The organism is Bacillus sp. P14.5, assembly GCF_003316765.1.
Lineage (GTDB): Bacteria > Bacillota > Bacilli > Bacillales > Bacillaceae_B > Rossellomorea.
This window is the reverse complement of record NZ_NIJF01000066.1, coordinates 1-24349: the sequence shown is the minus strand read 5'-3', so window position 1 is coordinate 24349 and position 24349 is coordinate 1. Positions and strand designations below refer to the sequence as shown.

The 24349-nt window shown below is 45.0% G+C and carries 25 protein-coding genes and 3 pseudogenes; 1 reads left to right on the top strand and 27 read right to left on the bottom strand.

Annotation, left to right across the window (positions count from 1 at the left end):
* Positions 1 to 161 precede the first annotated feature (161 nt).
* From murA to B9Z54_RS10035, 27 genes and pseudogenes are all read right to left on the bottom strand, one after another.
* A complete protein-coding gene (murA, locus tag B9Z54_RS10160; protein WP_113928290.1) occupies positions 162 to 1478 on the bottom strand; it encodes a UDP-N-acetylglucosamine 1-carboxyvinyltransferase in 1317 nt (438 codons plus the stop codon).
* A gap of 32 nt (positions 1479 to 1510) precedes the next feature.
* The gene (locus tag B9Z54_RS10155) at positions 1511 to 2251 is read right to left on the bottom strand and encodes a YwmB family TATA-box binding protein (protein ID WP_113928289.1); all 741 of its coding nucleotides are present in this window, start codon (positions 2249 to 2251) and stop codon (positions 1511 to 1513) included.
* A 255-nt stretch (positions 2252 to 2506) separates the two neighbouring features.
* Positions 2507 to 2758 carry a DUF1146 family protein gene (locus B9Z54_RS10150; protein WP_113928288.1) on the bottom strand — a complete coding sequence of 84 codons (252 nt, stop codon included), beginning with the start codon at positions 2756 to 2758 and terminating at the stop codon, positions 2507 to 2509.
* A 319-nt stretch (positions 2759 to 3077) separates the two neighbouring features.
* A complete protein-coding gene (locus B9Z54_RS10145; RefSeq protein WP_113928287.1) occupies positions 3078 to 3482 on the bottom strand; it encodes a F0F1 ATP synthase subunit epsilon in 405 nt (134 codons plus the stop codon).
* Between the two features lie 22 nt (positions 3483 to 3504).
* Positions 3505 to 4923 (bottom strand): F0F1 ATP synthase subunit beta, encoded by a 1419-nt coding sequence (gene atpD / locus B9Z54_RS10140; RefSeq protein ID WP_113928286.1) that lies wholly within the window; start codon positions 4921 to 4923, stop codon positions 3505 to 3507.
* A gap of 77 nt (positions 4924 to 5000) precedes the next feature.
* Positions 5001 to 5855, bottom strand: a complete 855-nt coding sequence (atpG, locus tag B9Z54_RS10135) for an ATP synthase F1 subunit gamma (RefSeq protein ID WP_113928285.1) — start codon at positions 5853 to 5855, stop codon at positions 5001 to 5003.
* Positions 5856 to 5956: 101 nt separating this feature from the next.
* The gene (atpA, locus tag B9Z54_RS10130) at positions 5957 to 7465 is read right to left on the bottom strand and encodes a F0F1 ATP synthase subunit alpha (RefSeq protein WP_113928284.1); all 1509 of its coding nucleotides are present in this window, start codon (positions 7463 to 7465) and stop codon (positions 5957 to 5959) included.
* 101 nt (positions 7466 to 7566) lie between these two features.
* On the bottom strand, positions 7567 to 8106 hold the full coding sequence (locus tag B9Z54_RS10125) for a F0F1 ATP synthase subunit delta (protein WP_113928283.1): 540 nt from the start codon (positions 8104 to 8106) through the stop codon (positions 7567 to 7569).
* Complete coding sequence (atpF, locus tag B9Z54_RS10120; RefSeq protein ID WP_113928282.1) at positions 8103 to 8618, bottom strand: F0F1 ATP synthase subunit B; 516 nt, start codon at positions 8616 to 8618, stop codon at positions 8103 to 8105. Before atpF ends, B9Z54_RS10125 begins: the two co-directional genes overlap by 4 nt.
* 157 nt (positions 8619 to 8775) lie before the next feature.
* Positions 8776 to 8991, bottom strand: a complete 216-nt coding sequence (gene atpE / locus B9Z54_RS10115; protein ID WP_113928281.1) for a F0F1 ATP synthase subunit C — start codon at positions 8989 to 8991, stop codon at positions 8776 to 8778.
* A gap of 70 nt (positions 8992 to 9061) precedes the next feature.
* Entirely contained in the window at positions 9062 to 9775 is a 714-nt protein-coding gene (atpB, locus tag B9Z54_RS10110; protein ID WP_113928280.1) for a F0F1 ATP synthase subunit A, read from the bottom strand.
* Positions 9776 to 9797: 22 nt separating this feature from the next.
* Entirely contained in the window at positions 9798 to 10172 is a 375-nt protein-coding gene (locus B9Z54_RS10105; RefSeq protein ID WP_113928279.1) for an ATP synthase subunit I, read from the bottom strand.
* 6 nt (positions 10173 to 10178) lie between these two features.
* A complete protein-coding gene (locus B9Z54_RS10100) occupies positions 10179 to 10400 on the bottom strand; it encodes an AtpZ/AtpI family protein (RefSeq protein ID WP_113928489.1) in 222 nt (73 codons plus the stop codon).
* Positions 10401 to 10769: 369 nt separating this feature from the next.
* Positions 10770 to 11846: a S8 family serine peptidase gene (locus tag B9Z54_RS10095; RefSeq protein WP_113928278.1), complete on the bottom strand. Its 1077-nt coding sequence runs from the start codon at positions 11844 to 11846 to the stop codon at positions 10770 to 10772.
* Complete coding sequence (locus B9Z54_RS26175) at positions 11741 to 12973, bottom strand: S8 family serine peptidase (protein WP_113928277.1); 1233 nt, start codon at positions 12971 to 12973, stop codon at positions 11741 to 11743. The genes B9Z54_RS10095 and B9Z54_RS26175 overlap by 106 nt, the downstream gene beginning before the upstream one ends.
* A gap of 182 nt (positions 12974 to 13155) precedes the next feature.
* Positions 13156 to 14304 carry a non-hydrolyzing UDP-N-acetylglucosamine 2-epimerase gene (wecB, locus tag B9Z54_RS10085; protein ID WP_113928276.1) on the bottom strand — a complete coding sequence of 383 codons (1149 nt, stop codon included), beginning with the start codon at positions 14302 to 14304 and terminating at the stop codon, positions 13156 to 13158.
* 18 nt (positions 14305 to 14322) lie between these two features.
* Positions 14323 to 14952 carry a uracil phosphoribosyltransferase gene (gene upp / locus B9Z54_RS10080; protein ID WP_113928275.1) on the bottom strand — a complete coding sequence of 210 codons (630 nt, stop codon included), beginning with the start codon at positions 14950 to 14952 and terminating at the stop codon, positions 14323 to 14325.
* Between the two features lie 586 nt (positions 14953 to 15538).
* Complete coding sequence (glyA, locus tag B9Z54_RS10075; protein ID WP_113928274.1) at positions 15539 to 16780, bottom strand: serine hydroxymethyltransferase; 1242 nt, start codon at positions 16778 to 16780, stop codon at positions 15539 to 15541.
* Between the two features lie 183 nt (positions 16781 to 16963).
* Complete coding sequence (locus B9Z54_RS10070; protein WP_113928273.1) at positions 16964 to 17962, bottom strand: anti-sigma factor; 999 nt, start codon at positions 17960 to 17962, stop codon at positions 16964 to 16966.
* The gene (locus B9Z54_RS10065; RefSeq protein ID WP_113928272.1) at positions 17959 to 18492 is read right to left on the bottom strand and encodes a sigma-70 family RNA polymerase sigma factor; all 534 of its coding nucleotides are present in this window, start codon (positions 18490 to 18492) and stop codon (positions 17959 to 17961) included. The genes B9Z54_RS10070 and B9Z54_RS10065 overlap by 4 nt, the downstream gene beginning before the upstream one ends.
* 201 nt (positions 18493 to 18693) lie before the next feature.
* Complete coding sequence (locus tag B9Z54_RS10060) at positions 18694 to 19260, bottom strand: TIGR01440 family protein (protein WP_113928271.1); 567 nt, start codon at positions 19258 to 19260, stop codon at positions 18694 to 18696.
* 41 nt (positions 19261 to 19301) lie between these two features.
* Positions 19302 to 19748 carry a ribose 5-phosphate isomerase B gene (rpiB, locus tag B9Z54_RS10055; protein WP_113928270.1) on the bottom strand — a complete coding sequence of 149 codons (447 nt, stop codon included), beginning with the start codon at positions 19746 to 19748 and terminating at the stop codon, positions 19302 to 19304.
* A gap of 209 nt (positions 19749 to 19957) precedes the next feature.
* Complete coding sequence (locus tag B9Z54_RS10050; RefSeq protein WP_481747789.1) at positions 19958 to 20812, bottom strand: methyl-accepting chemotaxis protein; 855 nt, start codon at positions 20810 to 20812, stop codon at positions 19958 to 19960.
* Between the two features lie 84 nt (positions 20813 to 20896).
* A pseudogene (locus B9Z54_RS26670) lies at positions 20897 to 21079 on the bottom strand (HAMP domain-containing protein); the annotation flags it as partial.
* Positions 21080 to 21276: 197 nt separating this feature from the next.
* Positions 21277 to 21720, bottom strand: coding sequence for a low molecular weight protein arginine phosphatase (locus B9Z54_RS10045; protein ID WP_113928268.1), 444 nt, complete (start codon positions 21718 to 21720; stop codon positions 21277 to 21279).
* Between the two features lie 195 nt (positions 21721 to 21915).
* A complete protein-coding gene (locus B9Z54_RS10040) occupies positions 21916 to 22437 on the bottom strand; it encodes a manganese efflux pump MntP (RefSeq protein WP_481747788.1) in 522 nt (173 codons plus the stop codon).
* 260 nt (positions 22438 to 22697) lie between these two features.
* A pseudogene (locus B9Z54_RS10035) lies at positions 22698 to 23743 on the bottom strand (L-threonylcarbamoyladenylate synthase).
* Between the two features lie 368 nt (positions 23744 to 24111).
* On the opposite strand from B9Z54_RS10035, the pseudogene B9Z54_RS10030 reads away from it, so the two are divergent.
* Positions 24112 to 24349 (top strand): annotated as a pseudogene (locus B9Z54_RS10030) (IS4 family transposase); the annotation flags it as partial.

Below are 24349 nucleotides of genomic sequence, written 5' to 3'. Positions count from 1 at the left end.
AAAACATAGCCTCCTTTAACGCTTTACAGCACGAAGAGGGACAGTCACTTTTTCTGCTGTAAAGTTATAAAGCAGGCAAGTTATTTTCTTCCAGCGGGTAAGTGTGGTAGTCTGGGAATTGAAAAAAGCTCTGCGGATGCAGAGCTTTTCAGGAATATCTTTTATGCATTAAGATCTGTAATGATTTGTTCATTTGCTGTAATGTCCACTTCTTCTACTTCTTTCACACGTTCGATGTCTGCGCCGATTGACTCCAGTTTCTTATGGAAATCAACATAGCCGCGGTCAAGATGTTGAAGCTCAGTGACACGGGTGTATCCTTCTGCAACAAGGCCGGCAATTGTCAGCGCAGCTGCTGCACGCAAATCAGTCGCTCCGACTTCCGCACCTTGAAGGGTTACAGGTCCGTTAATGATAACAGAACGCCCTTCAATCTTGATGTCTGCGTTCATACGACGGAATTCTTCAACGTGCATGAAACGGTTTTCGAAAACAGTTTCTGAAATGACGCTTGTTCCTTCTGCGCAAAGCAGCAAGGCCATCATTTGTGACTGCATGTCAGTTGGGAAACCAGGGTGAGGCATTGTTTTGATATCAACAGGCTTCAATTTTTCAGGCCCGATGACTCTCAATCCATCTTCCTCTTCAATGATCGTTACACCCATTTCTTCCATTTTGGCCACTAAAGAAGACATATGCTCTGCGATGGCACCTTTCACCAGTACATTTCCTTTTGTGATTGCCGCTGCAACCATGAATGTACCTGCTTCGATACGGTCAGGTATGATGTTATGTTCCACACCATACAGGCGCTCTACCCCTTCGATCCGGATAGTACCAGTACCGGCACCTTTAACGTTTGCTCCCATTTTATTAAGGAAGTTTGCAAGGTCAACAATTTCAGGCTCTTTTGCTACGTTTTCAAGCACAGTCGTGCCTTCCGCTAGTACAGCAGCCATCATGATGTTTTCCGTTGCTCCAACACTTGGGAAGTCCAAATAGACTTTCGCACCTTTCAATCTGCCGCCGTCGACTTCGGCTTCAATGAAACCATTTCCGACTTTCACCTTAGCTCCCATTGCTTCGAAGCCTTTAAGATGCTGATCGATTGGTCTTGAACCGATTGCACAGCCTCCAGGCAATGCTACACGCGCACGGCCGGTTCTGCCAAGTAATGATCCCATTACCAGAACAGAGGCACGCATCTTGCGCACGTATTCAAATGGAGCTTCCACTAATAACTCTCTGGATGCATCTACTGTGATTTCGTTATTTGAAAATGTAACATCTGTATTTAAATGACGTAATACTTCATTGATCGTATATACATCGGATAGAGTAGGTACATCCTTGATGACACTCTTTCCTTCACTAGCTAATAATGTAGCAGCGATCACAGGCAAAACAGCATTTTTAGCACCTTCTGCTTTTACAGTACCGTTAAGACTCTGGCCGCCGCGGACGATGATTTTTTCCAAGAGTATTCCCCTCCGCGTCCAATTTCTCTATATTAATATTCAACCGTAAGGATGGGTGTGCCAATGACAAAGGTTGTCTTTGTGCCCAATCCTTTTTTCCGTAGGCCTAGTTGCAAGTTCATGTTTTGATGCTGGGTCGGCACATATTGCTCGAATTTATTAGAAAAAGCCGATATTGAATAAAAATCGTTCTCTTTTAATGATTCCAACTCATTTGCCTCTAAAATAGAAAGTAACTTATTTGATTGCTTCGATAAAACACCGTCAAGTGTATCACTGAATTCGCCTTTGATACAAGAGAAAATAAAAGGTTCCCCTGCAAAAAGATTTTTCAATTTTGGAAGATAATGGTCTTGAATAGTTTGTTTTGTAAGATGATTCCATTTGTTTCCGCGGAATTCGTATAATATATACGATTGGTGGTTGTCATCTTTTGTCGTTACCATTTTAATAATCTCTACCCCGTATGCATGCTCGATTAAACCTTTAAATTCTAGTCTTTCATTATTCTGGTTATAAACCCAGTGAAAGCCAGGATATTCTTGCTGCATACTTTCCGCAAAAGTTGTAAAACCTTTATCCGTGGAGAAATTTACGTTTTCCCTTGCATATAGAGACCATTCAGTAATACTTCCGTCAGATTCAATAACTGCTTCTGCAAGCCTATCTATATCTAAAGAATGATCAGAAGCATTAGTGTATTTACCACTAATTACAACCGCAAAACAAATTCCCAAAAATAATAACGGCAGTAAAACCTTATATCTATTCATGTTCTCTCCCCCTTATTCACAGTGTTTCCTGTGAAGGAAAGAACATACTTGGGAATTGTCGTCATCTTTTTACATTTTTTAAGGCTGCTTATATTCTTTTAGCTCTATATATTTTAGACTCATCTGCGTAGTTTGTGACTGTTTCATTCATTCACCTGAACTGACTACCTTTTATCAAGCTTGTGAAAAGAAACACACAATAGAAATCATACTCAATCCCGCTGCATTTGAACACATGTACAACGACCTATTTTTTTACAGAATGGTGACAGCTTGCAAGATGAAAGGCAGCTGCTGGGACCACATTAAATAATCCAGGAAGAAGTTTCCGACTATAGACCCTAAGGCAATAGACATTAGGATGAACAGAAGCCTTGCCTGGAATACCCGGCTGGCTCTCAGAAACTTATCAAAGTTAAGAGCCTGCAGCGCCCAAAAACTGATTGCGATAAAAGTCAAATGAACAAGCATGTTTGTGACGGCTTGCTGACCAAATCCTTCTAGCATATAAATTACTCCTCACCCAATAAAGAACTATGTAAAAATACGACAACAAAATATCGCAACTTTCGACATATACCCTATTGTAGCACACCTAAACATTCCTTAAACAAATTTTACAAATATTTCAGCGTTCTTTAATACTGTAAAGTAATTTAGGGGACAGCCCTTCTTAGCGCTTAACCGATTCGAAGCGCCAGCAGGGACAGTCCCTTTTAGCCCTTTAACGCTATAGTGCATGAAGAGGGACTGTTCCTTTTAGTGGTTTAAAGCATTAAAAAAACGCCTTCCCGGTCAGGAAAGGCGTTTTGGGGTTATTGCTATTTTAGAAATTGCGCTCGTGCACGTTGATACGGTTCATCGCGCGACGAAGGGCAAGTTCAGCGCGGCGGAAGTCGATTTCTTCCTTGCTCGCATTCAAGCGGTTTTCTGCACGATTTTTTGCTTCCTTGGCACGTTCAACATCAATCGCTTCCGATCTTTCTGCTGACTGCGCCAGAATTGTCACTTGATCAGGGCGGACTTCCAAGAAGCCGCCGCTGACAGCTACAAGCTCAGTGTCGTTGCCATTTTTCAAACGGACGGCACCGATTTGCAATGGAGCAACCATTGGAATGTGTCCTGGAAGGATTCCAAGCTCACCGCTTTGAGCTTTGGTGCTTACCATTTCCACTTCAGATTCGTACACTGGGCCATCGGGAGTGACAATATTGACCTTTAATGTCTTCATTTTATTCCCTCCTGGTCCCTGATTATACTTCTACACCCATCTCTTTTGCTGCTTTAAGTACGTCGCTCATTGGACCTACAAGACGGAATGCATCTTCTGGAATGTGGTCATACTTACCTTCAAGAATCTGTTTGAAGTCTTGAACAGTGTCTTTGACTTCTACATAAGAACCCTTTTGGCCGGTGAACTGCTCAGCAACGTGGAAGTTTTGAGACAAGAAGAATTGAACACGGCGTGCGCGTGATACAATTAATTTATCTTCATCTGAAAGTTCATCCATACCAAGAATTGCAATGATATCTTGAAGTTCTTTATAACGCTGAAGCGTCTGCTGAACTTGACGTGCAACACTGTAATGTTCTTCTCCAACAATTTCAGGAGAAAGCGCACGTGAAGTCGAAGCAAGAGGATCCACCGCAGGGTAGATACCCATTTCGGAAAGCTTACGCTCAAGGTTCGTTGTTGCATCAAGGTGAGCGAAAGTTGTTGCCGGAGCTGGATCCGTATAGTCATCGGCTGGTACATAGATTGCTTGGATCGATGTAACAGAACCAACGTTAGTGGAAGTGATACGCTCCTGTAATTGACCCATATCCGTTGCAAGTGTCGGCTGGTAACCAACCGCTGAAGGCATACGGCCTAGAAGGGCGGAAACCTCGGAACCTGCTTGAGTGAAACGGAAGATGTTGTCAACGAACAGAAGAACGTCCTGTCCTTGCTCATCACGGAAGTATTCAGCCATTGTCAGGCCAGTCAGGGCAACACGCATACGCGCTCCCGGAGGCTCATTCATTTGTCCGAAGACCATCGCTGTTTTCTTGATAACTCCAGAGTCGCTCATCTCATGGAAAAGGTCATTTCCTTCACGAGTACGCTCACCAACACCGGCGAATACGGAAAGACCGCCGTGCTCTTGGGCGATGTTATTGATAAGCTCCTGGATTAAAACGGTTTTCCCTACACCGGCACCACCGAAGAGTCCGATCTTACCACCTTTAATATAAGGAGCAAGAAGATCTACTACTTTAATACCGGTTTCAAGGATTTCTACCTCTGTAGAAAGTTGATCGAATTTAGGTGCTTCTCTGTGAATTGGATCACGGCGTGCACTGCTGTCGATATTTTCATCAAGGTCAATTGTTTCACCAAGTACGTTGAATACGCGTCCTAGAGTGACATCACCAACTGGAACGGAGATAGGAGCTCCAGTGTCTGCCACTTCGATTCCGCGAGTCAATCCATCAGTGGAATCCATCGCGATTGTACGGACCGTATCATCACCTAGGTGAAGGGCAACTTCCAGTGTTAAATCGATGCCTTTAGCATCTGCTTTCGCTTCTTGTTTGACAACAAGAGCGTTAAAGATATCAGGCAGTTGACCGCTTTCGAACTTTACGTCAACAACCGGACCCATTACTTGAAGAACGTGTCCTTTGTTCATCTTTTTCCCTCCTATCTAGCTTTTGACGACCATTATAAGAAAAGGCTGGGCAGGATATGCTCCAGCCACTATAAGTTTTATTCTAATGCTGCTGCTCCACCCACGATTTCGGTGATTTCCTGAGTGATGGCTGCCTGGCGGGCACGGTTATAAGAAAGAGATAAGCTGTTGATCAATTCCTTCGCGTTATCCGTTGCAGACTTCATCGCAGACATACGGGCAGCGTGCTCACTGGCTTTACCATCAAGCAAAGCACCGTAAATCAAGCTCTCAGCATATTGAGGAAGCAGTACTTCTAAGATAGCTTCTGCAGATGGATCAAATTCATAAGATGTTTGCATTGAAGAAGTTTCAAGATCTGTCAATGGCAGAACTTTCGCTTCCGTAACATCCTGCTGAATGGCACTGACATAATGGTTGTAGTATAAATACAGCTCATCATAAGCACCATCAGAGAACATGCCCACCGCTTTGTTGGCGATATCTTTGATATCTGAAAAACTCGGCTGATCCGGGATTCCAGTAATGCCTTCAATAACATTGAAGCCGCGTTTCTGGAAGAAGTCCCTTCCGATACGGCCGATTGCGATAATAGCAAATTCATCATTGGATGAATGGCGTTCTTTAATTTTGTTATGGACAAGTCGTATAACATTACTGTTATATGCTCCCGCTAAACCGCGGTCAGAAGTGATGACCAAGTAGCCGGTTTTTTTAACGGGGCGGGAGACTAGCATCGGATGGGATGCGTCTGTGCTTCCAGCAATCGAGGAAACGACTTCCTGGATTTTTCCCATATATGGAACGAAGGCTTTCGCATTCGCTTCAGCACGGGCCATCTTTGATGCAGAAACCATTTGCATAGCTTTAGTTATTTGACTTGTCTTTTTCGTAGAAGTTATACGAGATTTAATGTCGCGTAACGATGCCACTGGTTCTCACCACCCTTTTTATTGTTCGGACCTTACCTTAAAAACACTCGACAGGGCAAGCGGGTTTCCCCGCCGTCCTGCCGTTGTAATTATGGTATGAATTATTCAGACTTGGCAAAAGTTTTCTTGAATTCGTTGATGGCAGCTTTCATTGCATCATCTTCAGGAAGACCTTTTGTCGTTCTGATATGGTCTAACAACTCAGTATGGTTGTGATCTAACCAGCTAAGGAATTCTTCCTCGAAGCGGCGCACATCTCCAACAGGGATATCATCAAGGAACCCTTTAGTCAAAGAGTAAAGAATCATGACTTGCTTCTCAACTTTGATCGGTTTGTTAAGATCCTGCTTCAGCACTTCTACTGTACGAGCACCGCGGTTAAGCTTTGCTTGTGTCGCTTTATCAAGATCAGAACCAAACTGGGCGAATGCTTCCAGTTCACGGTATGCCGCCAAGTCAAGACGAAGCGTACCAGATACCTTTTTCATTGCTTTGATTTGGGCAGAACCACCAACACGTGATACAGAAAGACCTGCATTGATCGCTGGACGTACGCCAGAGAAGAATAGGTCAGACTGAAGGAAGATCTGTCCATCCGTGATGGAAATAACGTTTGTCGGGATGTAAGCAGAAATATCGCCTGCTTGCGTTTCAACGAATGGAAGTGCAGTGATTGAACCGGCACCTTTCGCATCACTTAATTTAGCTGCACGCTCGAGTAGACGACTGTGCAAGTAGAATACGTCACCAGGGAATGCTTCACGGCCTGGAGGACGGCGTAATAGTAATGAAAGTTCACGATATGCTGCAGCTTGCTTGGAAAGATCATCATATACAACCAGCACGTGCTTGCCGTTGAACATGAATTCCTCACCCATTGTTACACCCGCGTATGGCGCAAGGAATAACATTGGAGCAGGCTGGGATGCAGATGCAGTCACGACGATTGTGTAGTCAAGCGCACCATGCTTACGAAGAGTTTCTACTGCGTTACGCACAGTGGACTCTTTTTGTCCGATAGCTACATAGATACATACCATGTCTTGATCTCTTTGGTTAAGGATTGTATCGATCGCAACAGACGTTTTACCTGTTTGGCGGTCACCGATGATCAATTCACGCTGTCCGCGTCCGATTGGCACAAGAGCGTCGATCGCTTTGATACCAGTTTGAAGCGGCTCATGAACAGATTTACGATCCATTACTCCAGTTGCTTTACTTTCGATTGGACGAGTTTTTGTAGCATTGATTGGGCCAAGACCATCAACTGGTTGTCCAAGTGAGTTTACAACGCGGCCAATAAGTTCTTCACCTACAGGAACTTCCATGATACGGCCTGTACGGCGAACTTCATCGCCTTCCTTGATATCGCGGTAAGGTCCCAGGATTATGATACCTACGTTGTTTTCTTCAAGGTTCTGTGCCATACCCATGACACCGTTTGAAAACTCAACAAGCTCTCCAGCCATGACGTTGTCGAGGCCATGAGCACGTGCGATACCGTCCCCGATCTGGATTACCGTACCTACGTCGCTTACTTTCATTTCTGACTGATAGTTTTCAATTTGCTTTTTTATCAGCGCACTGATTTCTTCAGCTTTAATGCTCATGAATTTCACCCCTCTATGGTTACATTGGATTTTTTCAGGGTAACTCTATGTAGAGAATCCCTTATATGTTTAATGCAGGGTCCTGCTCAGGACATCCCGGCTTAATTACGGATTAATTCACGCTCTAAGCGCTCCAGCTTCCCTTTAAGGCTTCCGTCAAAGATGCGGTTGCCGATCCTCAGCTTCATGCCGCCGAGAAGAGTTGGGTCTGTGATGTTTTCAATACGCAATGAACTTTTTCCGACTTTTTTCGCGAAAGACACAGACAATGCTGCTTTCTCTGCTTCATCCAGAGGACGGACAGAGTACACTTTCGCTTCAGCAATCCCGCGTTCATTATTAGCAAGCTCGATATAAGCATCTACTAGGCTTGTAACCTGACTTGCACGATGGCGGTCCACGAGAAGCATCAGTGTGTTCATTACATGTGGTGAAGCCGATGAAAATGCTTCCTTAACGATGTCCTTTTTCTTCTCAGCGGAAATCCGCGGAGATTGAAGAAGGATATCTAATTCCTTGTTCTCTTCGAATACAGTTCTGACTATGCGAAGCTCCACTTCAACTGATTCTAACTGATTATGTTCTTTGGCAATCTCGAAAAGAGCTATCGCATAGCGTTTTGCTACTGCAATATTACTCATCGCTCTTCTCCTGCCTCTTGAATATAGTCAGAGATCAATTTTTGCTGATCTGCCGCACTTAATTCTTTCTCAATGACTTTGGATGCAATCAGGACAGATAGTGTTGAAACCTGTTCACGCAAAGCGGAAACCGCTTTATCTTTTTCGATTTCAATTTCTTTCTTCGCTGAATCCTTCATACGGTCAGCCTCTGCGCGCGCTGATGCAATGATCTGAGCACGCTCTTCTTCACCGTGCTTTTTAGAATTCTCAATCATTGCCTGAGCTTCCAAGCGGGCTTCTTTCAATAATTGACGCTGTTCTTCCAATGATTTTCCGGCTTCTTCCCTGCTGCGTTCTGCCGCAGATATCTCGCTGGCAATATGGCTTTCACGCTCTTTCATGATTCCCATCAATGGGCCCCAGGCAAATTTTTTCAGCAATGCCATCAAGATTATAAACATGGCCAGCTGGAAAAGGATATCACCGCCGTTAAATTCGGCAGCTCCTAGAACAAATGAAGTTGTTTGCACGAGATTTCACTCCCTTCAAGAGACGATAGTTTCACAATGACATAAACTAAGTTTAAAACTCCTACATATATCGTTATTCGATCAAGAAGATTGAATTATGGACATAAAGGAATGGCGAAGGTTCTCTGAGAGTTCTTCGCCATTTTACTGTTAGAGATTATTCTCCACCCATTACGATGAACGCGATAACTACTGCGATGATTGGAATCGCCTCAACAAGGGCTACACCGATGAACATTGTTGTTTGAAGCATACCGCGTGCTTCCGGCTGGCGGGCAATACCTTCAACTGTTTTGGAAACGATCATTCCGTTACCGATAGATGCTCCGAATGCTGCTAAACCTACTGCGATTGCTGCTGCTAATAAACCCATTATTAATTTCCTCCTTCAATGTATGAAAATAAAGATTATTTCTGTTCAATTGGGCTGAACATATATATTATTAATGGTCATGGCTGACTTTGTGCGCCAGATAAACCATCGTTAACATAACGAATACAAAGGCCTGAATGGCTCCAATGAAAATTGAGAAACCTTGCCAGATGAGAGTAGGAATGATAGCTGCTACCACGCCGCCCACTCCAATTGCGGCCAAGCTTCCAACAAGCAGTGTCAACAGGATCTCACCCGCATAAATGTTACCGTATAGACGCAGACCTAATGTCAGCGTGTTGGCGAATTCCTCGATGATTTTAATCGGGAACATGAACCAGTACGGCTTCACGTACTCTCTGCCATATTCTGTGAACCCTTTGTTCCTGATCCCATAGTAATGCGACAGCACAACAACCATGACTGCAAGGGTCAAGGTGATGACTGGGTCAGCTGTAGGCGATTTCCACCAAAGCTCGTGGTCATAGACCACTGCAAACGGCAGTCCCAGCATATTTGAAATGAATACATACATAATTAATGTAATACCGAGAATATGAAAGGGAGCCCCGGTTTTCCAGTCCATGTTACTCTTGATGATATTTCTTACAAAGTCCATGATCCATTCCATAAAGTTCTGCAACCCGGTCGGATTCATGGCCAGTTTCCTTGTTGATACGAAGGCAATAAGGAAAACGATCAAACTTGCTACCGTAATCATTAAAATATTACTTAAGTTAAAGGTTAACCCTAAAAACTCAGCGGTAGGATTTTCATGATGCAATGAATTTCACCTCTCTTCCAAGCTATGTATGTTGTTTGAGCTGTTGAATCAAATAATCTATCATAATGACAAGATAGGATGTCATTAATCCAAAAATGACACTCGGGAGATGCAATGATTCCGGAAACCTAACCGCTATGATTGCTGCAAATATGGCACTCGCCATCCTGGATGTCGTCCCTAAAGACCTGATCTTCTCGCCCGCAAGGACCTTGTCACCGAAATTCACCGTTTTCCTGACCAGGAGCCAATGGTTAAACAAACTTATGGCCGTACCAAATGCAAGTCCTAAAAAAACGTTCTGGTAGTCAGTGAATCCCCATCCGAGGACATAGATGGACAGCAGATAAAATATATACTTGCGGTGCCTGTTGTACATCTGTTGAATTTCCGTCATAAATCATTAATCTCCTGAAAAGTAAGTCCGGACTGTACGGAACATTGCATAAATTCCTGTTGCTAGTCCAAGGAAGAGTCCGATTACTAAGAAAAGTGGTGCGGTATCCAGGTATCCGTCCAGCCATCTTCCACCGAAGATGCCGACGAGCATGGATCCCACAAGTTGCGAGAGAATGGCCGAATATAATGCCATGGCTTGGAACGGGCGTCTATCATCATGACGCATAGGCATCCCTACATTTCCGGGGATTTGCGGTAGAACTTTTACATTTTTTAAAAAATGCAAGAGATATTTTAATATGATAATCTTGTGAAAACCCTATCATTTCATATCCTTTGTAAGCATACAATAGGGTAGAATTCATGTCAATGAGTTACAGTGAAAAAGTTCACAACCTTGCCACGTGTTTCAGTTTTGTTCACAAATTCATCAAATTTATCTTAAATGCTTATATCCTCCCGCCCTATATGCATATTACTAGTTTGGCAGTTTTTGAGTCATGTTCATTTTAAAGAAAGCGTCATTATCCTCGAGTTAAGAGTTTTCATATGGTGTATTCTTCAACGTAAAGAGGAAGCATCCTTCGCTTCCTCCTCACCTGTACCATTCAATTAAGTTCTCCTGATAATCCTCGTCTCCCCTGACCTTTGCAAAGGCCACCGCATAAAAGGATTTCCCTTTTATATAAGAAGGAAGCTTCACCTGATTGCCAATCATCCCGGCCGCCTGCTGTTTTTGGTCCAGGATGGCGAGCAGCTGAAGCGTTTCCTGATCAAACAGTGCCAGGGCAAATTCTTCTGCGCCCCCAGGCAGATACGCTTCATACCTCAGTGTATCCGGCGCGTCACCCGGAACGGCAGCGAATCCCATGATCCGCGGATAATCCGGGGTCCCTGCTGCAATTAAATAAGGTAGAGAATATTGATTGCTTCCTTCTTGGAGCAGGAGGCTTCCTTCCAACAGGACATGTTTCTCAGGGATCTTCTTGATAATTGCCCGCGCTGTCACTGATTTTTCTTCACCGGGTTTTAAATCAAAGCTCAGCGGCAGTTCCCATCTTAGGCTGTCTTTTGACTGAGCCGGCTGCAGGGAATATGTTTTAGTTTCTTTTCCCTGGTTTTTGATGGTTAGCTTTTTTTCCAAGTAGTTCTTCCTTTGATCTTGCAGGCCGCCCATCGAGATGGATGAGGGAAAGACGAATGTATCGAGCTGGAGCGCTTTATCGACCCTGATTCTCCCCGCTCCCTGTTCATAGACCTTATAAGGGATCCCTTCCTCATCCATTATTTCTTTGGCTGACAGCATCAAGGCCGCCTTCAGTTCGGGACCCTTCCACTCTGGGTGAGCCTGTTTCAGAATGGCTGCCGCTCCGCTGACGTGAGGGGCCGCCATGCTTGTGCCCTGCAGGGACATATATCCATCCGGGATCGTACTGTTAATGTCCACTCCGGGCGCCGTTACATCGGGCTTGATCATCCAATTGACCGTTACAGGGCCTTTTGAACTGAAGGGTGCGAGCCTGTCCTGTTCATTTTTCAATATGATGGAAGCCCTGCTATTGGTTTTCAAAAGTTTTTTTCCATCTTCCAGGGAAATGACCGCAGCCGGAATGTCCTTTTCTGTAGTGAACATCGCCGCAAACAGTCCTTTTGTGTTGTTATAAAGGAGCACTCCTTTTGCACCAGCTTTTTGGGCATTTTTAATTTTTCTTCAAATGTGTACGTTCCTCTTTTAATAAGAATGACTTTTCCAAAGCCGCCTTTCAATTCCTCAGGGGTACCCAGTCCTCCATCGAACAACTCAGTATTCCTTGTCTCCCGCCACTTTTCAGTATTATCTATGGATAGAAGACGGATTTTTTCTTCTTTCAAGATGAGGTAGGGAACATCCGCCGGCGGAGTCGAGGCTCCTACAGCGAGTGACTTGGCGGATGTCGCCGGTGTTCCGATGGTCCAGTCGCCTGGGCCGGAATTCCCACTGGCCACTACGGGGAGGATGCCTTTGTCCGCAACCTTATCCAGCGCCTTGCTTAATGGAAGGTCAGGTCCGTTCACTTCACTTCCAAGAGAAAGATTAATGATGTCGACTTTGTCTTTGACAGCTGCTTCTATAGCAGCCAGCACCTGGTCGGTCGTTCCCCTTCCCCCGGGACCAAGTGCTCGGTAGATAAAGAGATCCGCGTTGGGCGCCATGCCTTGCAGGGTCCCATTTGCTGCGATGATTCCGGCCACATGGGTGCCGTGGATGGTTGAATATCCCTCTCCGGCTGTGGTCTCCATCGGCTCTTTGTCACCGTCGACGACATCCCGCCCGCCTTTGAAGTTACGCGCCAGGTCCCTGTGATGGAGATCCATGCCGGTATCGATAATTCCAACTTTGACTCCCTCGCCTGTTAATCTGTTTCCTTTGCTGTCAAAGTAGCCTCTCGCTTTTTCCGCCCCGACAAACGGAATGGTGCTGTCTCTTTTGACTGTGTAGGTTTGTGCTTTAGTGGTCGTCAGTTGTGTTGATTGCGGGTGTTCTGCCAGGAATTCTGAGATTTCCGAATGTTTTCCTTTGATGGAGTAGCCGGTCAGGATCTCTGTGAAAATATGCTGGAGCTTTATAGAGGGATAGGGTTTAAGCTCCTCTTGCAGTTTCGATGATTGGACTGGCTCCGGAGTTTCAATGATGATGGTTTCTACGTGGTCAGGCTGCTGTTTGAGAGGCGGCATTTTAAAGCTGTTTGCAGCTGCCGGCTGTGTTGTCAGCTGGAGGAATAGTAACGATATGAGTATGAGTGCTATGAATTTTCGCATAAGCTTGTTGTCCCTCCTTTTTTGGTTAGCTTCTGTCGAAGGAGGAGTGAGTATGCATGGGGAGTAGAGTGCTTTTTCGAGCGCGTGTACTTTCGTGCTTTAAAGCACTAAGAGGGACTGTTCTTTTTTCGCTTTAAAGTAATAAAGCCCGCCTCATTTTAACTAGGGGCGGGCTTCAATGGTTATTGTGGTTTGAACGATTTTGGTCTTTCTTCAAGGTCCTTGAAATAGTAGCGGATGGCTTCAGTAATTCTTAAGGAAGCATAGCCGTCACCATAAGGATTGGCGGCTTTGGACATTTTCTCATAGGCTGCCTGGTCCGTGATTAGTTCTTTAGCTAGATTGTAGATATTTTCTTCTTCTGTACCTGCCAGCTTAAGCGTACCTGCTTCAATACCCTCAGGTCTTTCAGTAGTATCACGGAGGACAAGAACCGGCACTCCTAGTGAAGGAGCCTCTTCCTGAACACCGCCTGAATCAGTCAGGATCAGGTAAGCACGGGAAGCGAAGTTATGGAAATCAATTACATCAAGCGGTTCGATCAAATGAATCCGCGGATCTCTGCCAAGCACTTCATCTGCCACTTCGCGCACGGCAGGATTAAGGTGTACCGGGTAGACCACCTGGATATCATCATGTTCTTCTACCAGCCTTTTGATGGCGCGGAACATATTTCTCATCGGCTCGCCAAGATTTTCACGGCGGTGCGCCGTCAAAAGGACAAGCCTGTCAGCTCCGACTTTAGCCAGGACTTCGTGGGAATATTCATCTTTAACAGTCGTTTTAAGCGCATCGATCGCCGTATTCCCTGTAATGAAGATGTTGTCTTCCTTTTTGTTTTCATTCAACAGATTGTGAGCAGACTTTTCCGTTGGTGAAAAATGAAGGTCTGCCATGATACCGGTCAGCTGACGGTTCATCTCTTCCGGAAATGGAGAATATTTATTCCAAGTACGAAGACCCGCTTCAACATGGCCGACAGCAATCTGGTTGTAAAAAGCAGCCAGGCTTGCGATAAAGGTCGTCGTCGTATCACCATGTACCAGCACGATATCCGGTTTGACTTCCTTCATGACCTTATCCAGACCTTCAAGGCCTCGCGTCGTAACGTCAATCAAAGTTTGTCTGTCTTTCATAATGTTAAGGTCATGGTCCGGTTTAACATCGAAGATTGCCAGCACTTGATCCAGCATTTCACGGTGCTGCGCTGTAACAGCTACAACCGTCTCAAAATGAGCTGGATACTTTTTCAATTCCAATACCAATGGAGCCATTTTAATCGCCTCTGGCCTGGTACCAAAAATCGTCATTACTTTTATAGGCTTTTTCATTGTTTCACCTGCTTCTTATTATTTTGTACCATACAAACGGTCGCCTGCGTCGCCAAGTCCCGGAACGATGTAGCCTTTTTCGTTGAGTTTCTCGTCAAGGGCAGCGATGTAAATGTCCACATCCGGGTGGGCACTCTTAATGGCGTCTACCCCTTCAGGACACGCCACTAAGCACATGAATTTGATATTCTTGGCGCCGCGCTTTTTCAGGGAGTTGATGGCTTCAACAGCCGATCCGCCGGTAGCAAGCATCGGATCAACGACGATGAAATCGCGCTCTTCAACATCACTTGGAAGTTTCACATAGTATTCCACAGGCTGAAGTGTCTCAGGGTCGCGGTACAAACCGACATGCCCCACTTTAGCAGCAGGGATCAATTTCAGGATTCCTTCCACCATCCCTAGTCCGGCACGCAAAATTGGGACGATTCCCAACTTCTTACCAGCAAGCGTTTTGGTTGTTGCTTTGCTTACGGGTGTTTCAATTTCGATTTCCTCTAAAGGCATATCACGAGTGATTTCAAAGGCCATCAAAGAAGCTACCTCGTCTACAAGCTCACGGAATTCTTTCGTTCCCGTTTCTTTCTGTCTAATGAACGTCAGCTTATGCTGGATTAATGGATGGTCGAATACATATACTTTTCCCACTGAAATCTCTCCTTTTATGTAAAAATAACGTTGCTTTTCATATTTATACTCCGTCCTATTTTACATAAAAGTATAGTGAGTGGCAACGTTTGTGGAAAGATGCCTTCTCAAAGATTGTTGCCAAAAGGAGTTAGATTTCCGCTCCAAGTGCACGACTCCGCGGGGCGGGCGGTGAGCCTCCTCGGCTTCGCCTGCGGGGTTACGTTCCAGTGGGTACGTAACCTTGGTCTCACCTGTCCCGCTAGTCCCGCAGGAGATCGCACACCTTCCGCTCCAATCAGCCTAGCACAATAAAAAGGTGGGTCAAATATGGTTAAATCGCAATATTCCTTTAGTATTGTACCCTGTTACTAGATGTATAGAAGTCAATTTTTCATTAGCAGCTGCAGAAATTAACTTACAGATAAATATCCTCAACTTTAAAGATAATATAAAATGACATCTTTATTATAAAGCGGTTTAGGATGTTGCAAAATAGACAAATATCGCTTATCCCGTGTTCAGCCAATACAAGCAAGAAAACTGCTAAACAGAATTAAAAATACCAAAAAAACCGCCAACTAAGCTGGCGGCCTCGACTTACATTTTATTTATTTTCATATAGAGGAAATTTTGCAGTCAGTGATTCCACACGATTTTGTGCTTCTTCCAGCTTCTCTTCATTTTCATGATTCTTAAGTGTGAAGGCGATGATGGAAGCAATTTCGTCCATCTCTTCCACGCCAAATCCGCGGGAAGTGACGGCTGCCGTTCCGATACGGATTCCGCTTGTGACAAAAGGACTCTCCGGATCGAACGGAATCGTGTTTTTGTTGGTCGTAATTCCGATATCATCAAGAACTTTTTCAGCCACTTTCCCTGTCAGGCCTAATGAACGCAGGTCTAATAGAAGCAAGTGGTTATCCGTCCCGCCTGATACTAGTTCCATGCCTTCTTTTACAAGACCTTCTCCTAAGCGTTTCGCATTGTCGATGATGTTCTGTGCATATGTTTTAAAATCATCTTGAAGAGCTTCACCGAATGCCACTGCTTTCGCTGCGATGACATGCATCAGCGGGCCGCCCTGGATTCCAGGGAAGATGGATTTATCAATCTTCTTCGCAAACTCTTCCCGGCAAAGAATCATGCCGCCGCGAGGTCCGCGAAGGGTTTTATGAGTCGTTGTTGTTACAAAGTCAGCATGCGGGACCGGGTTTGGATGAAGCCCTGCTGCTACAAGCCCTGCGATGTGGGCCATGTCCACCATGAGATACGCACCGACTTCATCCGCGATTTCACGGAACTTGCTGAAGTCGATTTCCCTAGGGTATGCAGATGCACCCGCAACGATCATCTTCGGCTTATGTTCGATCGCCTTTTGGCGGACGTCATCATAATCGATCACATGCTTGTCCTTATCTACCCCGTACTCTACGAAATTATATTGGATTCCGCTGAAGTTCACGTGGCTTCCGTGAGTCAAGTGTCCGCCATGGGACAAGTTCATCCCCAAGACTGTGTCTCCCTGCTCCAATACAGTGAAATAGACCGCCATGTTGGCCTGCGCCCCTGAATGCGGCTGAACATTCGCATGCTCTGCGCCGAAGATTTCCTTTGCACGGTCGCGCGCAAGGTTTTCGGCAACATCGACATATTCACACCCGCCATAGTAGCGGCGTCCGGGATAACCTTCTGCATACTTATTGGTTAAAACCGACCCCTGTGCTTCCATGACAGCTTCACTTACGAAGTTTTCTGAAGCGATCAGCTCAATTTTGGTTTGCTGGCGATGCAGCTCATCTTGAATCGCTTTGTAAAGCTCTTGATCTTGCACTGCAATCTTGCTCATACGGATCCCCCTTCAATTTACGGAAACGTTTACATCCCGTTTCTATCAATCTCGAAAAATTCAAATTCCTTTTTATTCTAACATGATTCTGCCAGAGAAGAAACTTGTAAAGAAGGTGCGCTTTACCGCTTTAAAGCACGAAGAGGGACAGTCACTTTCAGCAGTTTAGCGTGTTGAAGTATTCTAGTAGAGATCCCAGTTCCAGTATTCCGTGCCGCCGACCTGGACTCCGTGAATCCCTTCAATTTCTTTAAGTTTCAGCAGCTCTTTAACAGGACCTGTCACAACGGCTCCATAGACGCTGAATCCTTCTTTTTTCAGATAATCATATCTTTTTTGCAGGTGGTCGAGGCCAAGGAAGTCCTCATAATATCCTTCATCCTCTTCTTTCAATAAAGTATCCATGCTGTCCAGCATCGCTTGCTGCAATTCACCCAGATGCCTCGAGTCCATCAGCATTTGTGACTGAGACATATAGTCTTTATCATGAGTACGGCCGCTCGATAACCCGTACACTCCCATCAGCTGCATATCGTTGCCGCCGGAACTAAAGCCGGCATTGAACTCTTTCATTTCCCCTGTATACAGCGGCATCCAGAGTACTTGCAAATCATACTTTTCCAAGGTTTTTTGAAGATCGTCAGCATCCTTGAATTCGGTTGTCGAGAAAGCAAGCTCTGAAACAGTCCCCTCGTGGACCTTTTCTAAAGTGGACCATGCAGAGTCAGAAGTGTTGGGTGCATATTTTTCGCCCGTCTTAGGATTCTCCGGCAGATAAAATCTAAAATGTTCAGCGGGCTGGTCATTATTCCACTCGTACCGAAGTTGAGAACTCCATGGGAGAATTCCCTTTTTCATGTGAATGGTCCCTGCTGAAAAGTCTTCTTTCCCAATTTGCTCGAACAGCGGGACCTCCATTCTTTGTGTCCAGAGTCCATTGGTTTCACTGATGGGATGTGACATCGTAGATTTAACATTAGGAAACTTCCAATCAAGCATGAGATTGATGTTGTAGAGATGTTTATGATTCCATTTCAGAGAATCCGCGACTATATTTACGCCCATGATATAAAAAGAATAGAGCAAAAAGACTGCTATGATAACCTGAACGATGCGGGCTGTAAATTTAAAACGATACTTCCTCATGATTTTGTTTTCCAGCTTATTATCCCAATCCGTCATTGGCCCTCACTCCTTTCTGCTTTTTCATAAATTTCCTTTAACTTTTTCCTTGCTCTGAAAAGCTCCGTTTTCACCTGTGCCTCTGATAATTCTAAAGAGGATTGCAGCTCTTTATATGTAAATTCCTCGTATTCCCTTAGATAAAGGATCGTCCTGTACTTCTCCGGCAAATGCATGAGCAGTTCCTTTACTTCGTGGATTCCAGCCTGCCTGACAACTTCTTCTTCAGGAATCCCATATGGACTGATCATCTCTTTTTCTTTCATCAACCTTGACAGAAACGGGATCCTCTCTCTTCTCTTACGTTTACGCCATTCATCCAGATATACGTTCCTCGCCACCCTGAAAAGCCAGGCTTTAGCATTATCCGTTTTTGAAAATTCCAGGGAAACAGTAGCACGAATGAATGTTTCCTGGACGAGATCCTCTGCCATTTCCTTGCTGCCGGACAGCTTTACCAGATAGTAAAACAACTGCTCTGCATAGGCCCGATATAAGGTTTCAAGACTAAGCTTCTGTTCATCATGCACCAGCTCCCCCCCTTTATTCTCTACTTAGACAACGTTTGAGTGATCAAAATGTTACAAAAGAAATGAAAGAAGTTTTACTTCACCGCTTTAAAGCACGAAGAGGGAGTGTCCCTGGTCGCGCGTTAACGCATTAAAGTCCACCAGCGCCTTTCTCCATTAAAAAATGGCGGAACGAATGTCCGCCATTTGGATGCTGCTCTTTTAGCAGGATTTGTTTTCTGGTGTGGGTTCGTAGACAGCCCGGGTGCCGCCGATAAGCTTAGGCCTCGTTTTTGCGAGTGAGACATGCGCTTCACCCAGCGTTTTCTGTGAGACGCGTATCGGAACGGCCACATGCTTCATATGCATACCTATGAACGTCTGGCCAATATCGATTCCAGCCTCGGCTTTAATAAATTCGACAACCACGGGATCTTCAAATTTTTCATAAGCATAAGTCGCCATGGCGCCACCTGCTGCGCGGGCCGGGATCACTGATACTTCTTCATAGCCTCTTTTGTCAGCCCATTCCCGCTCCATGACCAGTGCACGATTGAGGTGCTCACAGCATTGAAAAGCTATCCCTGCTCCCTGGTCACTTGCGAAAGCTTTTATCTCGTTAAAAATGACCTCAGCCGCTTCGAAGGTTCCCGCTGTCCCGATTCTCTGTCCGATCACTTCTGACGTCGAGCAGCCGATGACAAGCAGACTGCCTTCTTTCAAGGGAGACTGCTCCTTAAACTCCTTCAAAATTGAATTCAGTTGGTTTTTGAGAACTTCGACATCCATCTTTACTGCCTCCTTCTCTCCACTTTCAGAGCTGTCGTATCTTATCTGACTCTTTCCTCATACTCCGCTATTTTTCCAATACGGCGTTCATGGCGTCCGCCTTCATATTCAGTTTCAAGCCATACCTTTGCGATTTCCCGGGCAAGACCCGGTCCGATGACTCTTTCACCCATGGCAAGGACATTGCTGTTATTATGCTCGCGGGTAGCTTTGGCGCTGAATAAATCGTGGACCAATGCACAGCGTATCCCTTTTACTTTATTAGCGGAAATACTCATTCCAATGCCCGTTCCGCAGATCAGGATCCCGCGATCGTAGTCGCCATTTGCCACCTTTTCGGCAACAGGCTGAGCGTAATCCGGATAGTCAACGGAAGTATCACATTCACAGCCAAAATCATCAAACTCAATTCCTAATTCATTCAGTAAATCCTTGATCTCTTCCCGAATATTCATACCGCCATGATCTGATGCAATTGCGACTTTCATGCCATATTCCTCCTGCCATAATGAGTTATAGTTTAATTTTTACATACCCATGGAAAATTATAAAGAATAATTGGTTTTGAACTGAAATTATTGAAGAATATCGCTACTCAAAAGCATTCGACAAATAAAGACAAAATCCGGGTGGTGACAGTCACCACCCGGATTTTAAATAGACCCGTCAACCAAGAGCTGACGGGTCTTTATCTAGCTTATAGCCGAAAACGGGTAATGGTGTTTTTCAGGCTCTCCGCCTGTTTTTGCAGGTCAAGGGCAAGCTGCTCGACATTGTCCATAACAGACGCCTGGTCTTTGGTGGCCGCTGCTACTTCAACCGCCCCTGCCGATGTTTCCTCCGCAATGGCCGCTACTTCCTGGGACTGCCTTGAGGTTAATTCGATATAGTCCATCTGTTCATCCACTAGACCGGAAATTTGCTGAACCGATTCAGCCATATCATTGATGGTAACAGTCATTTCCTCTATCACCACATTTGTTTGATTGCCTTTGTTCACTTCATTGTTGGCATTTTCTACCTGGGTCGTGATTCTTCCGACAACATCGCTGACTTCCGACTGAATGTTTTTGATCAGGTCTGAAATTCCTTGTACAGCCTTCCCGCTTTCATCCGCAAGTTTCCGCACTTCCTCCGCTACCACCGCAAAGCCTTTGCCGTGCTCGCCCGCTCTCGCCGCTTCAATGGAAGCATTGAGCGCAAGAAGATTCGTCTGGGCCGCAATATCCCCGACAAGCTGGATGATCTGCTCTACTTTTTTAGCGTTATCCTCTAACCGGCGTACAGCCTCAAGTGAATCTTCATTTCCCTTTGCCAAAGCGGCAATTCCTTCGACAAGGGAGTTGATCACCTTTTTGCTTTCCTGCAGATCTTTCAGCATTTCAGTTGAAATCGTTTCAGAGGATTTTGAACGGTTTTGGACTTCCTGGGCAATCCTAATCACGTCATCCACCGATTCAGCTGTAGACTGGATCGATACAGCGGAACTCTCAGCACCTGCCGAGATCTCACTGATGGTTACAGCGATTCCTTCAGCCTTTGTGGAAGCCATCGAAGACGCACTTGAGATATTGACTACTGTATTATTCGTTTTATTGAAGTTTTCATCAATGTTTAGAACCATTTCTCTCAGGTTGGCCAGCATGTCGTTAAAAGCTGTGCCAAGAGAGCGGATTTCGTCATCCGATTTCGGCAGTTTCACGTCATCATGGATATTCCCGCGTGATGCCTCAATAGCGGCTTTTTCCAAGTTCTGAAGCGGCTTAGTGATAAAGCCCGCCACGAAAAACGCCAGGACACCCGACCAGAAAATCCCCATTGCCAGTGTCGCCGTCGTAAATACCGCTTCGTTCATATCAGCTGCAAAAGTGGGGCGGATATAATAAATAAAAAGTGCGCTGGTGGAGTAAGTAATGACCGCCAGCAGCGTAATGAATAAGACCAATTTCTTCCTCAACCCAAATTTGTAGCTTTTCTTCTCTCCCGTTTTCACACCAAGTTCCCCTTCCGTACTCCTCAAGATTTCTTTAGTTTCTCTATCAGCCTGTCAATCAATCCAACCAGTTCGATATAAGTACCCCTGTAAACCTCCAAGCTTCCGCCGTAAGGATCCGAAACATCGCGATTCAATGCATCTTCGGTGACGAACTCTTTCAGCGTGAACATTTTATCAGCCGCCTGTGGATGTATCGCGGCGATACTTTGCTTATGGCCTTCAGTCATCGTAAAAATATAGTCTGCCCACTGAATGTCTTCAGGTTTCAATGAACTGGATTGGTGTTCATGTATTATATCGTTCTCTTTTAAAACTTCTTGAGTCTGAAAGGAAGCTTTTTGTCCATCTGAAGCAAAAACCCCGACAGATTTGACGTGGAACTCATTCTTTCCTTTATGTCGTAACAGCGCTTCGGCCATTGGACTTCGGCATGTATTTCCCGTACAAACAAATAAAATATTCATCTAACCATCTCCTTACTCCTATTATAAGCCATTGTCCAACAACTCTATAGCACACGAAATAAAAATATATTTAAAAACAAAACACCCCTTCAGCACAATAATGCACTGAAAGGGCCAGTCCCTCTTCGTGTATTAACGCATTAACGCGCTGAGAGTGACTGTCCCTCTCAGCGCGTTAATGGATTAAAGCTTATACTAAAACGGCAGCAGCAGTTTGATTCCGAAGGCGAAAAGGATGCAGCCTCCGAGTGCCTCGCTGTATGAACCAAGCCATCCCTGGACCCGGCGGCCGACCAGCAGTCCTGCCCATGTCAGAAATGTGGCAGCTGCTCCAAAACAAATCAGCGCGGCTGCGGTTCTTGCCCCGAATATTCCCAAAGTCAAACCGACAGAAAAACTGTCCAGACTCACACTCAGCGCGAACAGCAATAAACCAAAGCCTACCGGTGTCATCACGGATCCTTCGTCATCTTTGAAGCTCGCCAATACCATCTGAATCCCCAGAACTATCAGCAGCACCCCGCCCGCATAGGCGGCAAACGCGCCAAATTTTTCAGAAAGGAATTTCCCCGTCATCATCCCCAGCAGCGGCATCCATACGTGAAAAAGCCCCACCGTCAGTCCTATGTAAAAAACCTGTCTTAAACGAAGCTGTACCATCCCCATCCCTATACCTATCGAAAAGGCATCCATCCCGAGTGCAAATGCCATTAACATCAATGTAAACAATTCAGCCAGAACCGCCGTCATTTCATATCCCCCTTTGGACGTGCCTACATCACACTCTATGCACGTCCAAAGGAATTTATTTCTTAAAAGTAAAAAAGCATATGCTCCAGCGAATACTGCCTTGTTTCTTAGTGGCACCCCACCCACATCGTTCACCAGCATCCTGCTCAACATAAAAAGGTGACCCCTCACTTAAAATAAGAGTCACCTTTTTTTCATTATTTACTTCCCCAACGAGGAACGCACCACTACTCTTCCTTCAACAATTGATACCCCGCCGCTTTCTGAAGCCTGTTCATGATCGCCATTCCGACACCCTCCTGAGGGAATGTCTCTGAAAAAATGATATCGACATCACTTTCATTAAATGAACGCAATACATCGTACAGCGAATGAGCGACAGTGTTCAAATTGGAACGGCTTCCGCATACAAGGATCTGTTCGGCACTAAATGAAGCTTTATTTTCCTCAGTAGTCAGCATCCCGACCTTCAACCCTTCATTTCTTTTTCATCAATAAGGGATTGAATCCAGTCCACTGAACCTTCCAGCATTACCATAGGCGCATCCGGTGCGTAATGGGTGTATTTCATCCCGGGAGATTTAGGAGCACCCTCCCCTTTCTTTAAAGAGGGATCCACAGAGACAGGTCCCGCGGCTTCTTCCAGCTGTTCTTTTGTGACTCCGCCCGGCCTTAAAATCACTGGCACCTCGGATGTGCAGTCTACCACGGTCGATTCCACTCCGACTCCGGTTTCTCCTCCATTAATGACGCCGCTGATTTTGCCGGCCAGATCTTTAATGACGTGTTGTGCAGTTGTCGGACTTGGCCTGCCGGATACATTCGCGCTCGGTGCGGCAATCGGGAGGTTTGCTGCTTCAATCAGAGCAAGAGCAACAGGATGATCAGGCATTCTGACGGCAACTGTAGCGAGTCCCGCTGTCACCCTTTCCGAAAGGACTCCCTCTTTTTTCTTAAAAATGATCGTTAAAGAACCCGGCCAAAAATTTTTCATGTAAATCTCAGCAGCTGGAGGAATCTCTTCAACCAGCTCCGTTAATTGTTCCTTGTTGGAAATGTGGACAATCAGGGGATTATCGCTCGGTCTGCCTTTGGCTGTGAAAATTTTATCCACTGCTTCATCGGATTTCGCATTCGCACCCAAACCATAAACGGTTTCAGTCGGAAAGGCAATGACCTCGTTTTTCTTTAAAAATTGAGATGCTTCCACAATTTGTGGACAACTTTTATCACTATCCACATTGTTCTCCACAATCCAGTAATTCATCTTCATCATGATCCACCTTTATCTTTTCAGGCATATTAATCAGGAAAAAGCTTATTTCTCCTAGAATTTTACCTATCTTATACGAATTCTACTTGTGCAATTATATAAGAATCGACACTATTATACAATTCTTATCCACAAAATGTGTATAACCCCTTAAAAACTGTGTATAACTATGTGAACATCTAGAGATTTTACTATAACACACTAAAGCAGTGAAGGGGACATTCCCTCACTAGCCTTGCACGTGTTACAAAATATGGAAGTCTGTGGATAAAAAATAAAAATGCTTCCCTAAACGCAAAAAAAGCCCTAATGTAGAAGATGCAGGACCATACTTGTTCCCAAATCTTCTACAAAAGGAGCTCATCACAATGAGTAAAAGTATAGGTCATGAGACGTTAATTTGTCAATGTTTAAAGTTATTGCCAACCGAGCACCTTAGATGTCCGCTGCTCGACTACAGAAAGAAGCTTAAAACAGAGTCCTTAATCAAAGTTTTTATCGCTGGCCAGTTAGATCAGTGGAATTCCTACAATCGTATGGAAGAGAAGCTATTCGCCCACCCATCTTTACGCGAGGAATTGGATCTCGATATGATCAGCGGCTCGC

Bases quoted from the DNA above. Each gene is read 5' to 3' on its own strand.
- B9Z54_RS10100 (WP_113928489.1), bottom strand. From the start codon at position 10,400: ATGCGTCATGATGATAGACGCCCGTTCCAAGCCATGGCATTATATTCG.
- glyA (WP_113928274.1), bottom strand. From the start codon at position 16,780: ATGAGCAAGATTGCAGTGCAAGATCAAGAGCTTTACAAAGCGATTCAA.
- atpA (WP_113928284.1), bottom strand. From the start codon at position 7,465: ATGAGCATTAAAGCTGAAGAAATCAGTGCGCTGATAAAAAAGCAAATT.
- B9Z54_RS10105 (WP_113928279.1), bottom strand. From the start codon at position 10,172: ATGACGGAAATTCAACAGATGTACAACAGGCACCGCAAGTATATATTT.
- rpiB (WP_113928270.1), bottom strand. From the start codon at position 19,748: ATGAAAGTCGCAATTGCATCAGATCATGGCGGTATGAATATTCGGGAA.
- B9Z54_RS26175 (WP_113928277.1), bottom strand. From the start codon at position 12,973: ATGCGAAAATTCATAGCACTCATACTCATATCGTTACTATTCCTCCAG.
- wecB (WP_113928276.1), bottom strand. From the start codon at position 14,304: ATGAAAAAGCCTATAAAAGTAATGACGATTTTTGGTACCAGGCCAGAG.
- B9Z54_RS10040 (WP_481747788.1), bottom strand. From the start codon at position 22,437: ATGTTAATGGCATTTGCACTCGGGATGGATGCCTTTTCGATAGGTATA.
- B9Z54_RS10045 (WP_113928268.1), bottom strand. From the start codon at position 21,720: ATGAATATTTTATTTGTTTGTACGGGAAATACATGCCGAAGTCCAATG.
- atpE (WP_113928281.1), bottom strand. From the start codon at position 8,991: ATGGGTTTATTAGCAGCAGCAATCGCAGTAGGTTTAGCAGCATTCGGA.
- B9Z54_RS10150 (WP_113928288.1), bottom strand. From the start codon at position 2,758: ATGCTAGAAGGATTTGGTCAGCAAGCCGTCACAAACATGCTTGTTCAT.
- B9Z54_RS10125 (WP_113928283.1), bottom strand. From the start codon at position 8,106: ATGAGTAATATTGCAGTAGCAAAACGCTATGCGATAGCTCTTTTCGAG.
- B9Z54_RS10070 (WP_113928273.1), bottom strand. From the start codon at position 17,962: ATGACGGATTGGGATAATAAGCTGGAAAACAAAATCATGAGGAAGTAT.
- atpD (WP_113928286.1), bottom strand. From the start codon at position 4,923: ATGAACAAAGGACACGTTCTTCAAGTAATGGGTCCGGTTGTTGACGTA.
- B9Z54_RS10155 (WP_113928289.1), bottom strand. From the start codon at position 2,251: ATGAATAGATATAAGGTTTTACTGCCGTTATTATTTTTGGGAATTTGT.
- B9Z54_RS10145 (WP_113928287.1), bottom strand. From the start codon at position 3,482: ATGAAGACATTAAAGGTCAATATTGTCACTCCCGATGGCCCAGTGTAC.
- B9Z54_RS10060 (WP_113928271.1), bottom strand. From the start codon at position 19,260: ATGGATGTCGAAGTTCTCAAAAACCAACTGAATTCAATTTTGAAGGAG.
- B9Z54_RS10050 (WP_481747789.1), bottom strand. From the start codon at position 20,812: ATGGCTTCCACAAAGGCTGAAGGAATCGCTGTAACCATCAGTGAGATC.